Genomic DNA, 13,863 nt, shown 5'->3' with positions numbered 1-13,863 from the left:
GTACGTTCTTTACCTGACACAATAGAGGCGAAGATGGTCCGAGCTGCGAAAATCGGGTTGGCGGTTGCATTCCTCGCAGCAGGCCTGCTCTTCAGCAAAATCTATGCTGCCAATCACACTACATCCTTCTGGGTTGGCAAGCAGCCGCTGGCCGAACGGGCCGAGCGGCCGATGATCGGTCTTGGCGTGCACTTCGGGATAGGAGGAGAATATGGCTATTCTCCTCAAAAGTCCGCGCAGGTGTTGCGTTCCGATGCCTTCGATTCGGTCAGGGACGATCTTGCCTGGAGCCTGTTTCGGGCCGCGCCGGCGACCGGCGGTGCCACAACGCAAGTTGCCCGAGAGCCAGCCAAGCTGTTTGATTTTCTCGACCAGACTCAGGCAAGGCCATTGCTCGTCCTGGGTCACCCAAATCCGCTCGTTCCTGACGGCCAGCCTCCGCTGACCGACGTGGGCCGAAAGAGCTTCGGCGACTTTGCGGCGAAAGCCGTTCTGGCGACCGCCAAGCGCAACCCGATTTACGAGATCTGGAACGAATGGAATATGAACGCCGTGCTGGGGCGCCCTTTCCTGGTTGGTGAAGGCGATCCGAGCGATCCCCGCGCGGCGGCCAATTACTCCGCCCTCGCGAAGGAAGCGGTCGCCAAAATACGCAGCGTGGCGCCTCAGGCACAGGTGCTGGTCGGGGCGGTCGGAATGGACCCGGACTGGAAATGGACCATGGCGCTCGTTCGGTCCGGAGTTCTGGAAGGTGCCAGCGGCTTGTCCGTCCACCTCTACAATCATTGCGAGCGCGAGGTGTCCAACCGGACTGCCGAGGCTGCGATACGTCAAGTCAGCACCCTGCGGAAATTGCTGGACACGGCCGGATCGAACCTCCCCATCTTCGTCACGGAGATCGGATGGCCGACGACGTCGAAGATGTGCCCTATTTCCACGCAAACGGCCGCTAACAACATCGCTCAATTCCTGCTTTGGACGGCGGCCACGCCTTGGATAAAGGGGACCTGGATCTACGAAATGAAGGATCAAGGTCAGGATCCCGCCGCGCTCGAAGACAATTTCGGACTGTACGACTACGCGTTGGCGCCAAAACCTGCTGCATGCGCGACTCGCGAGGCCATTCGTGTCATCAAGGGCGCGGGCCCGATGAGGCTTGAGCAACCCTTCCCCGGGCTTTTCGTGATCGAGACAACGACGCCGGCAGGAAAACAGCTGATCGCCTGGACCTCGCAAGACAACTCCTCGGCGACGTTCGAACTTCCTGGCGGCACAGAGGCGGAATTTGCGCCATTGTGCCAGCAAGGAGCAAAGTCGAACACGATACGGCTGGGGCCCACCCCCGTGGTCATCAATTTGCCGACGAAAGCCCCATTCGAGCTCAAGGCCACATTGGATCGCTGATACCGGTCGGCAGATTTCCTGCCGCACCTGTCGTGCCGCGCCAACCGCGGCACGCCGGGGAGAAAATGGTTCTACACGAAGATAACGAAGCGAGATGCAGGCCCCACGTCAAGCTACGTCGGAGGCGAAGCCAGCTGATTGCGACGGCAAGAATGCGATCGGCGCACGATCCCACTTGTCGCGTGCAGCCATTGCCCTTCACCGGCCGTTGGCCGGCGACATACAGCGTGCCGTCAATACGCTTCCTGATGGATCAAGGCGAGCGCGGTCTTCAGGATGATCCTGATGTCGAGCCAGATGCTCCAGTTGCTGACGTACCAGACGTCGTACTCCACCCGCTTTTCCATCAGGTCGATGGTCGGCGTCTCGCCGCGGAAGCCGTTGACCTGGGCCCAACCGGTCAGGCCGGGCTTCATATGGTGCCGGTAGACGTAATTGCTGATGAGTTGGTCGTAGTAATTGTCGTGGGCGAGCGCATGCGGGCGCGGTCCGACCAGCGACATCTCGCCGCGGAGGACGTTCCAGAGCTGCGGCAGTTCGTCGATGCTGGTCCGGCGCAACACGCGGCCGACCCGCGTTACCCGCACGTCGCTCTTCGTCGCCTGCGTGACGACATGACCGTTCTCCGCCACCGTCATGGAGCGAAATTTCCAGATCTGGAATTGCTTGCCGTTGAACCCGCGACGGGACTGCCTGAAGATCACGCTGCCCTTCGAATCGAGCTTGATCATGATCGCGGCCGTCACCAGCAGCGGCGCCAGCAACAGCAGGGCGAACGAGGCGAGGCCGATGTCGAGACAGCGCTTTTGCGCCTGCTCGAAGACGCTGAGCGGCGCACGCTGGATCTCAATCGCGACCGTGCCGCTGACCGGCTGGAACGGACGGGAGACCAGGTCGGCGATCGGGAAATCCGGCAGAAGGCGGATCGGCTGGGGGACCACGCGCAGATGCTGGGTCAGTTTCTGGAGAAGAGGCATTTCGTCCCAGTCGACGACCAGGAGATATTCTTCCACATCCGCCGTGCGCGCCTGACGGACGATATCGCGAATCTCGCGATCCCAGCCGGCGCCCTCTTCGGAAGGCTCGAGCACGAAATGCCGCACGACGTTGAAGCCGTGCTTGCGCAGATCCTTGAAGCGGCTCGATGTGAAATCGAGGGGCTTGAGGCTGAGCAGGACCACTTTCCGGTCGACCAGGCGACCCTTGGCATAACTGGACGTGAGCGCCAGGCGCCACAGCACGCGGAGACCGCCCAAGGCGACGCCACCGGTCGCGGCAAACAACAGGGTGGTCCCGCGCGATAAATCCGCAGACGATTTGAGCAGAAAAGCCTCGACCGCGAGAATGGTCAGCGAGATCAACCAGATCGCCAGAGCCTTGCGCAGCTGCCAGATCGTACTCAAGAGGCGATGATGATCGTAGACACCCTGGAAGTACGCGATGGTCACGAACACCGCGCCGACGACGAGACCTGCTCCGACGGACGAATCCTGTTCAGTCACGAGGACGCGATAAAGACCGCTCGCCACGAAATAGCTGAGCAGCACCGCGACGAAGTCACCGGCGATCAAGGCGACCTGCAGGGGTCTCTGGAGGGCACCGCGCCGATTCGATATAACCGAATAATAGTTTTCCGAACCGTAAGTTGCTACAGCCATCCGAACCTCGCTGCCTCGTCGCGCATCGCAATGAAGGATTGCGAACAAATCGATCGAAATGGTCGATGTGGGACAAAGTATATCTTAACTAAACAAAGCGACATTGCGGCAGTGCAACGAAAAAATCAAATCGATTTCTGCAACACGGCACGGCAACGATGGAATGCTCAAAGTTCTGTCACACACGTGACAATTATGCGGGCATCTCGCCGCGTTTGTTATCAAACCGCGGCATATTTGCGCCGAATTGCGCGCGCATTTGAACGGCTGTTCAACCATTTCGCTTAAGCCGATGTTAGCCCGCAGCAATTAACACTTGCGCCCAATTCGAGGAGTTGTGTCGTGAGTACCGTTGCCGTTTTCAGCCTGTTGATCGGATCGTTGCTGGGAGGCCGATTCCGAATCTTCATCCTGCCGCCCGCCATTGTTCTCGGTGGGGCCATCCTCGGTGCGGGCTCAGCCTGGCAAGGACATGATTCAGCTCACGCCATCGTCACGATTCTCGTCTTTGCGGCGGTGCTCCAGCTCGGCTATTTCTGCGGCGCCGCTCTGGTCCGCGCACGGGCATCGGCCTATCGCCGCAAGACCGCGCCATCATTCGACAGCCGCAGCTTCGGCTAATTCGGGGGGAGAGCGCCGGGATCGACGATTCGCGAGAGCGCGCGGATGATCGATCAGGCGCTCGAATGAGCTTCACGAGCAGAGGTCGAGAAAAAAGCGGCCCATGGCGGCCCGATCTCGTCGATAATGTATTGACATCTCGGGCAAAGGTCTCCGAAGAGTTGGACCCATGCCCACGACCGCGCCTCGGAGTTCGCCCCGGCCGAAGTTACCGAACGGCGTGCGCATCTATGCGATCAGCGACATCCACGGCTGCGCGCATCTGCTCGAGCAGATGTTCGCCGTCATCGATGCGGACATGGCGAACAGCCGGCCGTATCGCGCGATCGAAGTGTTCCTCGGCGACTATATCGATCGCGGACCGGACTCCCGCCACACCCTCGATCTCCTGATTAGGCGCAGCCGCCACCGCAACACCGTGTTTCTCAAGGGTAATCACGAGGCCTATTTCACCTCTGTGCTGGAGGACCCCTCGCGCGCCACCGAATGGTTTCAGTTCGGCGGACTCCAGACTATGATGTCGTACGGCGTGTCGGCCGCGCCGGGCCTCAGCAAGGACGAGCAGTCCGGTCTCGTGCGCGAGCTTACATCTGCGATGCCGCGGGAGCACGTCGCGTTTTTGCGCCAGTTGCGGCCGACGTTCACATGCGGCGACTTCTTCTTCGTCCATGCGGGGGTGCGTCCGGGAATTCCGCTCTCCGAACAACGCGAGGCGGACCTGCTGTGGATCAGGGACGAATTCCTCCAGAGCAAGAGGCGCTTCGGCAAATATGTCGTGCACGGTCACACGCCGGTGCGGCAGGCCGAGCTGCTCGAGAACCGCGCCAACATCGATACCGGGGCCTATGCCACGGGCAACCTGACGCTGCTATCCATCCAGGGCAACAGCATGCTCGCGATCTAGCCGCAACGGCTCGCCGTGGCGCTAGGCGGCCGCTCCGACCTTAATTGGTGGAGCTTGCCGCAGGCCGGTACTCCGGAAAGCGGCTCAGCATCGCCGCCTTCAGGAATCTGAAATGAGCGATCGAGGCGCCGAGCTCCTTGAGCCGTCGCTGGCCGTTCAAAATCTCCTTGTCGAACAGATCCTGGTGGTGATTGTCGAGCGCTTCACGCTCGAGATATTCGTCATCGCCATTGCCCAAGGTCACGGCGGCACGCGCCAGCACGTCTTCCACCCGGCGGTTCAGGCCCGACTGTTCCCGCTCCGCCGCGTGCAGGGCGTCCTCGATCGCGACCATGATCGCTTCGATGCGCGCATGATCGGTTTCCGCGTCACGCTCGGGTGAGCGCGCGCGGAACGTCTGCTCCCCCCCGAAACGGTCTTTCAGGAAGTTATGGGTGCGGGCCCGCAAGAAGAGTTGAAACATGCGTGCATTTTCCGGTTCGAGGCGCCAGACCAGAAAATGGGTCCGGGATAGTTAATAAAGATTAAAGCCTCGGAGCGTTCTGGCCCCATTCGCAAGAACCCGGGGTAAAGGCAATCACATCGTTCCCTTGAGAACGTCCAGCTCGCGATCGAGCGCTTGCTGCCATGTCGGCATCGCAATATCGAACCGTTCTCGCAGCCGAGTCAGGTCCAGGCGCGAATTGAAGGGCCGCTTCGCCTTAACAGGAAATTCACTCGAACCAATCGGAATGATCTGCTTCACAGCCAATTTGGCCCCGCGCGACTTCAGCCCGGAAACGATCGCGGTCGCAAAGCCGTGCCAACTTGTCTCGCCGGCGCAAACCAGATTGACGAGGCCGCCCCGTCTCTCGAACATTGCGACAATATCCTCGCCAGCTGGTTGCAGCATTGCAACCAGCGGGCGCGCGATCGCGCTCGCGGTTGTCGGAGCACCAGTCTGATCGGCGACAATCCGGAGCTCTTCCCGTTCGCCTGCCAACCGCACGATGGTCTTGAGAAAATTGGCTCCCGTGGCGGCGTAAACCCACGACGTGCGTGCGATCAGATGTGGTCCGCCCGCCTCGGCAATCGCCTGATCGCCAGCGAGCTTGCTCTCGCCATACGCCGAGAGAGGGCGCGGAGCGCTGTCCTCGCGCCACGGACGGTCACCGGAGCCGTCGAAGACGTAGTCGGTCGAGAAGTGCACCAGCGGGACGCGGCGGCGCGCGGCCCATTGGGCGATGGCCCTGGGTGATTCAGCGTTGACCCGAAATGCCATCTCGCGCTCGTCTTCCGCGCGATCGACAGCCGTGTAAGCCGCGGGATTGATGATCAGATCCGGCCCGATCGAGTCCAGCTTTTCAGCGAGGCCCGCCGGTTGCGACAGGTCGAACGTCTCGCGGGTCGGCGCAACGATGTTCGCGCGGTCCTGAAGCAATCGCAGCAGCGCGCCACCAACCTGCCCTCCGGCGCCAGTCAGCAGAATCTTCATGTCAGACCTCGCCGTAGCGGGGGAGCCCCTTCACATCCGTCAGCAGCGGCGCCTCGGCATCCTTGGGCGAAAGTGACGGTTCTGCGACACCCCAATCGATGCCGATCGCGGGATCGTTCCATCGCACCGAGATTTCATCCTTGGGACTGTAGAGCTCGTCGCATTTGTAGAAGAAATCGGCCGTCTCGGAGAGAACGGCAAAACCGTGGGCGAAGCCACGAGGAACCCACAATTGCTTGCGATTGTCTTCGCTCAGTTCAACGGCAACATGCCGCCCAAAGTTTGGGCTGCCTAAACGGACATCGACTGCAACATCCAGAACACGACCGCGAAGCACCGTGACCAGCTTGCCCTGCGTCGCGGGATTTTGCAGATGCAACCCACGCAACACCCCGAAACGCGAGCGCGAAAGATTGTCCTGCACGAACGGACGCGTAATGCCATTCTGCACGTATCGCTCGAATTGATACGACTCCAGGAAGAAGCCGCGTTGATCGCCGAACAGCCTCGGCTCGATGATCAAAACTTCGGGTAGATGTGTCGTGTAAACGTTCATTCGCAGGACTGCAGGCTTCGGCACTGATAATGGTCTTGTGCAGCGCACTCTATCTGATATTTTGCCGCTGGCAAACCAGAGAGGGCCGATGAAGGGAATAATACTCGCTGGCGGAACAGGTTCGCGCCTTTATCCCGTCACGACCGTGGTGTCGAAGCAACTGCTTCCGGTTTTTGACAAACCGATGATCTATTATCCGCTGTCGGCCCTGATGCTCGCTGGAATCCGCGACATTCTCGTCATCTCCACGCCGCAGGACACGCCGCTGTTTCAGCGCCTGCTCGGCGATGGAACGGAAATCGGCCTCAAGTTTTCCTATGCATCGCAGGAAACCCCGCGCGGGCTCGCCGACGCTTTCATCGTAGGCCGCGAGTTTGTAGGAAAGGACTCAGTCGCTCTTGTTCTTGGAGACAATATCTTCTACGGACACGGGCTTCCCGAACTGCTCGCCAAGGCTGCGGCACGCACGAGCGGCGCCACGATCTTTGGCTACGTCGTCAACACGCCCGAGCAATATGGCGTGGTCGAATTCGGGGCCGACGGGCGCGCACGCTCGATCGAAGAGAAGCCCGCGCGGCCGAAGTCGAATGTGGCCGTGACCGGTCTCTATTTCTATGACAATCGCGTGCTCGACATCGCAGCGAAGATCAAGCCTTCCGCGCGCGGAGAGATCGAGATCACCGACGTGAACAATGCATATCTCGACAGCGGCGACCTGTTCGTCGAGGTGCTTGGGCGCGGGTTTGCTTGGCTCGACACCGGAACGCACGCCTCTCTGGTCGAAGCTAGTCACTTCGTGCAGATCTTGGAACAGCGACAGGGATTGCGCATCGCCTGCCCGGAAGAAATCGCTCTGCGGCGCGGCTACATTTCCCTGGAATCCTTCACGAAGGTTGCCGAGAAGACCGCCAAGAGCAGCTATGGCCAGTATCTGCAATCGGTGGCGCGTTCCTTCGCCGCTCACGGTCTGAATTGAGGCAAGACGACATGCGTTTTGAAGGTTCCACGATTTTCGTCACCGGCGGTGCAGGGTTCATCGGCTCGGCAGTCGTCCGTCATCTTCTTCGCGATACGCAGGCGCGCGTCGTCAACATCGACAAGCTCACTTACGCGGCAAATCTCGAGTCGATCCCCAACGCCTCGGGCAATCCGCGCTATGCGTTCGAGAAGCAGTGCATTTGCGAAGCGCCGTCGCTGAGGAAGCTGTTCGAACGCTACCAGCCCGTCGCGGTCATGAATTTGGCGGCCGAAAGCCACGTCGATCGTTCGATCGATGGGCCCGGAGAATTCATTCAGACCAATATCGTGGGCACGTTCACGCTGCTGCAGGAAGCCCTGCGGTATTGGAAAGGCACGTCAGCGGATCGCCGTTCGCGATTCCGCTTCCTTCACATCTCGACCGACGAGGTGTTCGGTTCGCTCGGCAAGGACGGTTACTTCACGGAGACGACCGCTTATGCACCGAACTCGCCCTATTCGGCGAGCAAAGCCTCGTCCGACCATCTGGTCCGCGCCTGGCGCGAGACCTACGAGCTGCCCACGATGGTAACGAACTGCTCGAACAATTATGGGCCTTATCACTTTCCCGAGAAGCTCATCCCCCACATGATCATCAAGGGGCTCGCCGAAGAAGCGTTGCCGGTCTATGGCGACGGGCAGAATATTCGAGACTGGCTCTACGTAGAGGATCATGCCAAGGCGCTTGCGCTCGTGCTCGAGCGGGGCGTGGTCGGTGAAACATACAATGTTGGCGGACGAAACGAGCGCAGCAACCTTCACGTCGTGGAAGGCATCTGCGATCTACTGGATGAAATTTCGCCATCCGGGGCAGGTTCCCGGCGTAGCCTGATTTCGTTCGTCCCCGATCGTCCAGGGCACGATCGCCGTTACGCGATCGATGCCTCGAAGCTTGAAAACCAGCTTGGATGGCGCGCGGACGAGAATTTCGAGAGCGGCCTGGCCAAGACTGTCCGGTGGTTCGTCGACAATCGGATTTGGTGGGAGAACATTCTCGGTCGCGGCTATCAGCAAAAGCGCATCGGCCTAGGCTAACCGCGTTGACGTCCCTTTGCGAAGGGCCGTGCCGACGTGCACTACATTGGCGGATTGTCCGCGTTGGATGCGAGAGCCGCACGGAAAAATGGACGAATACTATTTCGTGTGGATCCGCGGCCTCGACGGGCGCCCGAAGCCGCAGATTTGGGCCGCGGATCAATTTGAAGGACCTGGATGGAAATTTCGGCACGTCATCGCGCGGCGTGTTCTCGATGCGGGCGAACGCGGAATGGGTGTGGATTGCCTTGCGAAGCTTTTCCCGGCGCCATCTGGTCAGGACGACTGCACCTAGTTTCTCGACTTGACCGGACTGCGGACACCCGATTTCGACGTCCGAGGGCGCCCAATGATCGAGCGCCGCACGAGCTGTCTCTGATCAGACTACGGATTGGTCGGTGCGTTTTGCACCATCCATGCCTTCCAAGCCCCCTCATGCTTCTCGTGGAGTTCCACCCAGCGCTGCTCGCCTTCAGCGAGCCAGATTTCGCGGCCGTCCGGCTCGGACTTGCCATCCACCGGATCGAGCACCAACCTGCTATCAAGCCGCTCGAATTCGAATGTTTCCTCGCGCGTCAGACCGATCAGAACACGCCGGCCCGCGGCATCGACGAAATATCGTCGGTGAACGTTGTTTGTTGGCCTAGTCATGGCAGCTTCCAATCATGCCTGTGGCCGAGACGGCGGTGCGGAGGCTGCGAGAGTTTCGCATGCCGATGAGCGGAATGACAAGGGCGACCACCATCGATCGTGTCCAAGGTTGCATTTGTTCAGAATGCTCGCCATCCCCGCGCCGGGGACGCGCTTTGCGGAGGCAAGGCCGGATCGTAAGGCTGATAGAGCGGATGACGCACCCTGCGCCTGCGCGATCGCCACCCGCGCGTCGCATAGCCTCCACCAAAGCCGGCGAGAAACGAAAGCAGGATCGCAACTACAGTCATTCTGAACTCTTCCGGTTGCCGAGCATCTTGTCTTCGTGACACAGCATTCTCAGCTTCGAGTTGTGTCGACATCATGATGAGGGTCGCTGATTTGTCGTCAGGCCGCGATTTTTTGGCGGCACAATGCATGCGAACTGATCGTTTCGTCTGCGTCAAGCGAAGAACCAGAGAAAGAGTCTCACCAGCAATAGCGTGATGAAATAGACCCAGCCTGCCATCGCGATCAGCGCTACGCTGAAAAACGCACCTTCAAATGCCCGTTCTCTGAGCTTGGCGAAAGGGAACGCCGCCCGCGCTTTCTGAAGCATCTCGATCTTCTGAACGGTTCGTTGCTGTTGGCGCGATCATAGCCGAGTGAATTGGACGATCTCGTGACGGCTCGCCTGAGAGCAGCGCAATGCTGCTCGTCGAGATCGGCGCTGTAGGCTCGCGCCGCGATCGACACATTCCAGTTCGCGCTATCGAGACGATAACGCGCGTGGGCTCGATCGTGATTCGCTCGAGTTGACGGTCATGGGTTTGCCGCTCCGGATGCGCGGCAACGATTCCAATTCTCGCGCAGGAGCCGGCGACAAAGGGATGAGGCGCGATCCATTCTTGCCGCCATCGCTGCTGGCGTGAGCGCGCACCGAAGCGATCTCTGCGGATTCCCGAACGGACCCAATCTGCACAACGGCACATGGCCGTCGCCGTCCAACGAGCGTTCCGGCCGGCCTTCGGGCCGGACGTAATGGCAGAATATCCTTGACCGAGATCGCTGATGCGCGCGGATCGATCGCGGCTGATGAGAATGTCCGTGGTTATACGGAGCAACACGCATCAATTTCATGCGGGTAAGGTTGAGCGGTTAGCTTAATTCGCGTTGTTTGTTGCGAACTCCTCCCTATCGCTTATCCATCTTCGAACCGGGCTCCCCAGGCCCGGCCCCACCCAAGCAAGGCCGTCGAGCGAACATGGTCCGCTTGGCGGCTTTGTCGCTATTTCAACGAGAGGATCGTTTCGGTTATGGCGCGCAAGCCCTGGTCGTTCAAGGAGGATCGCCGGCTCATGGAGCTCGCGAAGTCTTCGGCTTCGCTGGAGGAAGCGGCGAGACAGCTCGGGCGATCGCCCGACGCCATCAAGCGCATGGCCCTGCGGCTCGGCCTGTCACTGAAATCGAAGGGCACGAAGAAGAGTTAAAGCGGCGAAAAAGATCCAGCCCAAGCCGGAGCAGCAGCGCGGTTGCGTTGACGCAAGTTTCGGACATACGAGCACGGTGGATGCGGCGCCTTGCAAGCCCGAGAGCCACACACGCCGTTTGAACACCGGTTCAAGGACGCCCTTCGGACCTTAACGATATTCTCGGCTTTCGGAAGCGCGGCTCCGGTCGAACGACTATCATGCTGCAATGCGTCAAAACCATCTCATCACAGCTGCCGTCATCTGCCTCGCGCTTATTGTCTATGCCACGCTTGTCAAGCTCGCCGGCAGGCCAGCGCTCGTCGGACACGCTGAAGGCTATTGGGTGGTGGTCATCGAGCGCTTCAGCGCCTACGGTCTGCTGGGCTTTCTGCTGTCCTTCCTGCTTCCCGGCCGCATCAGGCTGGCCTGCGCCTTCGTGATTGCCGTCGCGGTCGCGCTCGAAGTTTTCCAGGCGTTGACACCCGACCGCGATCCCCGCCTTATCGATGTGCTGCAAAAGGCCGCCGGCGGTGCCTTCGGCGTCATTCTCGCCCAGACGATTCTGGCTTTCCTGCCGCGGCCGCCGGCCTAGTGGCAAGCGCTTGCGCGCGCTAGGTTCTGCCGGCCAGCGGAGCCACACGCGGCGAACGAATGCGTTCGACCCTTGAGCCGAGCCAATTACGCACGGGCTGATCGACAAATTTCGTCGCAACATACGCAGCGCCGAGGCAAGTGATCACCTCCAGCACGATCGAAAAGGCGAGCGCCGTCTTGCCGAGGGCAAGAGCGTCCTGAAAATAGAAGAAGATGCGCGTGATCGGGTAGTGCAACGCGTAGAGCGGATAGGAAAGCTCGCCAACGAAACTACAGGCCTGCCTCCAGCCCGGCGGCACGGCTGTCTCGGCGCTCCCCCATATCAAGAGCGGAAATACGACAAGAATGCATGCAACATCATAGATCGCGTGCTGGGGAAGAGGTACGAACAGCACACCAATCAAGACCGCGACGGAGGTGATTGCCGTATTACCGCCGACGCTTGACGCCGTTCCGATCTTCGACATGAAGACGCCGGCGAAAAATGAAAGGCCGACACGGAGCAGACCAACGGACATTTCTCCGGTTCTTGCACCCAATTCGAGATCGCCCTTTTCGAGCGACACCGCGACCAGACCGATCGCGAAAAGAACCACGAGTATTGAGAGTACCGGTACGCGCAGCCACCGAAACACGAGACAGTAAGCGGCATTTGCCACCACTTCATAGAAGAGAGACCAAAGAGGCCCATCGAACGGAAAGATGGATGCGGTCAGGGGCATTCGGCCAAAGGGCAATAGGAGCACCCCGAACGCCAGCACCAGGGCCATCTGGTTCAGGTCCAGCGTATGCCCCCTCAGGAGACCGCCAATCGAAACGACCGCACCGACAAAGGTGCCCAGAACGATCATCGGCCAAAGGCGGACGAAGCGCAGCAACAGAAATTCAAGCTTGAACGACCGATCTTCCAAACGCGTGCCGTATGCACGATCGATGACGAAACCACTCAGCAGGAAGAAAAAGTCAACGGCAACATACGCGTGACTTGCCATGCTTGCGATCTGAAGGGATCCGGCAATATGGTAAAGAAGCACGGCAAATGATGCGATAGCGCGATAAAGATCAAGAATAGGATAGTGCCGGCTTCCCCGAGCTATCATTGTTCACACGGCGTTCGGAAACACATAAAACACGCTCGCAATAATACGAGAAATTGAAGGTGAGCCAAGAGCAATCTTGGCGATGGCAGCCCGGGGCGGGACAGCATCTGCCCGAGCGGTTCGCCGCCGGGATTGGCCGCCGTGTGGGGGTTCGCGTACCACTTGCCTGTCAGAAATTCCGCAGCTTGCGCCTCGCTTGGGGCACAGTGCCCTGGATCGGGCTTTCCGCCGACTTGAACGGAAGGGCGATGCCGGATTTTACCGGGCGGGCTGGGCCCATGGAATGAACACTAATCTGGCGAGGGCCGCTGAGGCCGGAATAAGTCATCGTGCAGATCAGAACCTTCCGTGTCGAAGGGACGCTCCGCCTTGCCAGAATCGGAACTCATAGTGGGCGCACCTCATAGCTGCCCTTGAATTCCGCCTGTCACCTAATCATCGCCGCTGCTACCGTCTCGGGATCGCACAGGAGCGCCACAAGTAACAAGTATCGCACCTGCCAGGTTATGGCATCCCAGTCCGGGGGAACTCCGGTCGTTGCGCCAAATCCCGGCTGGGCGATTGTGCCTGATTCGAAAATGGCCGTCTGCCGTAGCCGCGAGCTTACGCCACTCCGCGCCTGAGGCTCTCCTGCTCGGTCGCAAGAACTCCCGACATCTGCCGGTGGGTTTCACGCAACGCCGCGATCGCGTCATCGAGACCGAATTCACCTTCGTGAATGGTCTCGAAGAACCGGGCCATCAAGGCGAGGTTCAGCTTGACGCGGGTGTTTCCGTCGCGGCTCTTGCGGCGATCGAGCGACAGATGCTGCGCCTGAAGCCGGGCTTCGGCAGCGCTGCAGCCGTTGAGCGTCCCGAGTTCGTCATACGTCATCCAGATCTGAGGCATGTCCCTGTCCGTCTTTTGTTGTGGGCCTCAAGCTAGATTTCATATCTAAATGCTCGGTTTCCGCGGTGCCGTCGCTAGATTGATTTCGCGACAATAGCGTCAATGCAAAGCTAAGAGGCAGATGCTGGAGGGCCCTAAATCTGCGCACTTTCTGCTGGATGCAATTGCTTGGATCATTGTTGATTTTACTGTACGCTGCCTCCAGCGAAACAGCTTAGATGCGACATGACCGACCGACCCACTGTCCTCGTTACCGGAGGCGCGGGCTATATCGGCTCGCATGCCTGCCGCGCCCTGGCTGCCGCCGGTTATCGGCCCGTCGTTTATGACAATCTTTCGACCGGTCATCGCGGCTTCGTCGCCGGCCCGCTGATTACCGGCGATCTGCTCGACGGCGCAGCGCTGGCGCGCGCTTTCGCCGACCACAACATCGCGGCGGTGATGCATTTCGCGGCGGCTAGCCTCGTCGGCGAGTCCATGAGCGACCCGCAGAAATACTACATCAACAAC

17 protein-coding genes are annotated in these 13,863 nt (G+C 59.9%); 9 read left to right on the top strand and 8 right to left on the bottom strand.

Going from position 1 to position 13,863, the window contains the following annotated elements; all coding sequences use genetic code 11:
* Positions 1–33 precede the first annotated feature (33 nt).
* On the top strand, positions 34–1,404 hold the full coding sequence (locus IVA88_RS17375; protein WP_247498455.1) for a cellulase family glycosylhydrolase: 1,371 nt from the start codon (positions 34–36) through the stop codon (positions 1,402–1,404).
* A gap of 233 nt (positions 1,405–1,637) precedes the next feature.
* On the opposite strand, the gene IVA88_RS17370 is transcribed toward IVA88_RS17375, so the two are convergent.
* Complete coding sequence (locus tag IVA88_RS17370; RefSeq protein ID WP_346657604.1) at positions 1,638–3,062, bottom strand: undecaprenyl-phosphate glucose phosphotransferase; 1,425 nt, start codon at positions 3,060–3,062, stop codon at positions 1,638–1,640.
* Positions 3,063–3,404: 342 nt separating this feature from the next.
* On the opposite strand from IVA88_RS17370, the gene IVA88_RS17365 reads away from it, so the two are divergent.
* Both IVA88_RS17365 and IVA88_RS17360 read left to right on the top strand, forming a co-directional pair.
* Positions 3,405–3,683, top strand: a complete 279-nt coding sequence (locus tag IVA88_RS17365) for a hypothetical protein (protein ID WP_247498453.1) — start codon at positions 3,405–3,407, stop codon at positions 3,681–3,683.
* 169 nt (positions 3,684–3,852) lie between these two features.
* Positions 3,853–4,587 (top strand): metallophosphoesterase family protein, encoded by a 735-nt coding sequence (locus IVA88_RS17360; RefSeq protein WP_247498452.1) that lies wholly within the window; start codon positions 3,853–3,855, stop codon positions 4,585–4,587.
* Between the two features lie 40 nt (positions 4,588–4,627).
* Here IVA88_RS17360 and IVA88_RS17355 read toward each other — a convergent pair whose 3' ends face one another.
* From IVA88_RS17355 to rfbC, 3 genes are all read right to left on the bottom strand, one after another.
* Positions 4,628–5,050: a hypothetical protein gene (locus IVA88_RS17355; RefSeq protein WP_247498451.1), complete on the bottom strand. Its 423-nt coding sequence runs from the start codon at positions 5,048–5,050 to the stop codon at positions 4,628–4,630.
* A 114-nt stretch (positions 5,051–5,164) separates the two neighbouring features.
* On the bottom strand, positions 5,165–6,061 hold the full coding sequence (gene rfbD, locus IVA88_RS17350; protein WP_247498450.1) for a dTDP-4-dehydrorhamnose reductase: 897 nt from the start codon (positions 6,059–6,061) through the stop codon (positions 5,165–5,167).
* A 1-nt stretch (position 6,062) separates the two neighbouring features.
* Entirely contained in the window at positions 6,063–6,617 is a 555-nt protein-coding gene (gene rfbC / locus IVA88_RS17345; RefSeq protein WP_247498449.1) for a dTDP-4-dehydrorhamnose 3,5-epimerase, read from the bottom strand.
* Between the two features lie 88 nt (positions 6,618–6,705).
* Between rfbC and rfbA the strand changes: the two genes are divergently transcribed.
* The 3 genes from rfbA (at position 6,706) to IVA88_RS17330 (ending at position 8,964) form a co-directional block, all read left to right on the top strand.
* The gene (rfbA, locus tag IVA88_RS17340; RefSeq protein WP_247498481.1) at positions 6,706–7,593 is read left to right on the top strand and encodes a glucose-1-phosphate thymidylyltransferase RfbA; all 888 of its coding nucleotides are present in this window, start codon (positions 6,706–6,708) and stop codon (positions 7,591–7,593) included.
* Positions 7,594–7,604: 11 nt separating this feature from the next.
* A complete protein-coding gene (gene rfbB / locus IVA88_RS17335) occupies positions 7,605–8,669 on the top strand; it encodes a dTDP-glucose 4,6-dehydratase (RefSeq protein WP_247498448.1) in 1,065 nt (354 codons plus the stop codon).
* Between the two features lie 88 nt (positions 8,670–8,757).
* Positions 8,758–8,964: a hypothetical protein gene (locus IVA88_RS17330; RefSeq protein ID WP_247498447.1), complete on the top strand. Its 207-nt coding sequence runs from the start codon at positions 8,758–8,760 to the stop codon at positions 8,962–8,964.
* Positions 8,965–9,053: 89 nt separating this feature from the next.
* Here the strand turns inward: IVA88_RS17330 and IVA88_RS17325 are convergent, their stop codons facing one another.
* Both IVA88_RS17325 and IVA88_RS17320 read right to left on the bottom strand, forming a co-directional pair.
* A complete protein-coding gene (locus IVA88_RS17325; protein ID WP_247498446.1) occupies positions 9,054–9,320 on the bottom strand; it encodes a hypothetical protein in 267 nt (88 codons plus the stop codon).
* 442 nt (positions 9,321–9,762) lie between these two features.
* Positions 9,763–9,918, bottom strand: a complete 156-nt coding sequence (locus IVA88_RS17320; protein WP_247498445.1) for a hypothetical protein — start codon at positions 9,916–9,918, stop codon at positions 9,763–9,765.
* 697 nt (positions 9,919–10,615) lie between these two features.
* On the opposite strand from IVA88_RS17320, the gene IVA88_RS17315 reads away from it, so the two are divergent.
* Both IVA88_RS17315 and IVA88_RS17310 read left to right on the top strand, forming a co-directional pair.
* Entirely contained in the window at positions 10,616–10,789 is a 174-nt protein-coding gene (locus IVA88_RS17315) for a hypothetical protein (RefSeq protein ID WP_247498444.1), read from the top strand.
* 208 nt (positions 10,790–10,997) lie between these two features.
* Positions 10,998–11,363: a VanZ family protein gene (locus IVA88_RS17310; protein ID WP_247498443.1), complete on the top strand. Its 366-nt coding sequence runs from the start codon at positions 10,998–11,000 to the stop codon at positions 11,361–11,363.
* 19 nt (positions 11,364–11,382) lie between these two features.
* Here IVA88_RS17310 and IVA88_RS17305 read toward each other — a convergent pair whose 3' ends face one another.
* Both IVA88_RS17305 and IVA88_RS17300 read right to left on the bottom strand, forming a co-directional pair.
* A complete protein-coding gene (locus IVA88_RS17305; RefSeq protein ID WP_247498442.1) occupies positions 11,383–12,465 on the bottom strand; it encodes an acyltransferase in 1,083 nt (360 codons plus the stop codon).
* A 603-nt stretch (positions 12,466–13,068) separates the two neighbouring features.
* On the bottom strand, positions 13,069–13,353 hold the full coding sequence (locus IVA88_RS17300; protein ID WP_247498441.1) for a hypothetical protein: 285 nt from the start codon (positions 13,351–13,353) through the stop codon (positions 13,069–13,071).
* A 225-nt stretch (positions 13,354–13,578) separates the two neighbouring features.
* Between IVA88_RS17300 and IVA88_RS17295 the strand changes: the two genes are divergently transcribed.
* On the top strand, positions 13,579–13,863 hold a 285-nt coding region (locus IVA88_RS17295; protein WP_247498440.1), incomplete at its 3' end, for an NAD-dependent epimerase/dehydratase family protein.

Source organism: Bradyrhizobium sp. 149, from assembly GCF_023073915.1.
In the GTDB taxonomy this organism is placed as follows: Bacteria; Pseudomonadota; Alphaproteobacteria; order Rhizobiales; family Xanthobacteraceae; genus Bradyrhizobium.
The sequence above is the reverse complement of the archived record's forward strand: the minus strand, read 5'-3'. Positions and strand labels throughout refer to the sequence as shown.